We start from the raw sequence: 411 nt of genomic DNA, 5'->3' as shown, positions 1-411 counted from the left end.
CCCCGCGTGGCGTTCCAGCAAGAGCCGGTCAAGCGTGTCCTTCAGCCTCGCCTCGTCCCTGGCGCGCAAGAACCCGCTCGGCGCCATCGCCGCCCACCGCGCCGCCTTCGCCGGCCGGCCCGACCGGATGCTGGTGCTGAAAGTGGGCAATCCGGGCGACTTCCCCGACGATTTCGCGACCCTGCGCGCGGCGGCGGCGGAGGCGGGCAACGTGGTGCTGGAGACGCGCACCCTGCCGGCGGCGGACGCGCATGCCATGACGCGCGCGGCCGACATCGTCCTGTCGCTGCACCGCGCCGAGGGCTTCGGGCTGATCCCGGCCGAGGCGATGCTGCTGGGCCGTCCCGTGGTCGCGACCGGCTGGTCGGGCAATCTCGATTTCATGGACGATGCCTCCGCCGCCCTGGTGCC

At 73.5% G+C, this 411-nt stretch carries 1 protein-coding gene; it reads left to right on the top strand.

The window, feature by feature from the left end:
- Positions 1-34 precede the first annotated feature (34 nt).
- A partial coding sequence (locus tag B8460_RS20535) for a glycosyltransferase (RefSeq protein WP_241771258.1) occupies positions 35-411 on the top strand: 377 nt, incomplete at its 3' end.

It is taken from the genome of Acidisphaera rubrifaciens HS-AP3 (assembly GCF_000964365.1).
Classification (GTDB): Bacteria; Pseudomonadota; Alphaproteobacteria; order Acetobacterales; family Acetobacteraceae; genus Acidisphaera; species Acidisphaera rubrifaciens.
The sequence above is the reverse complement of the archived record's forward strand: the minus strand, read 5'-3'. Positions and strand labels throughout refer to the sequence as shown.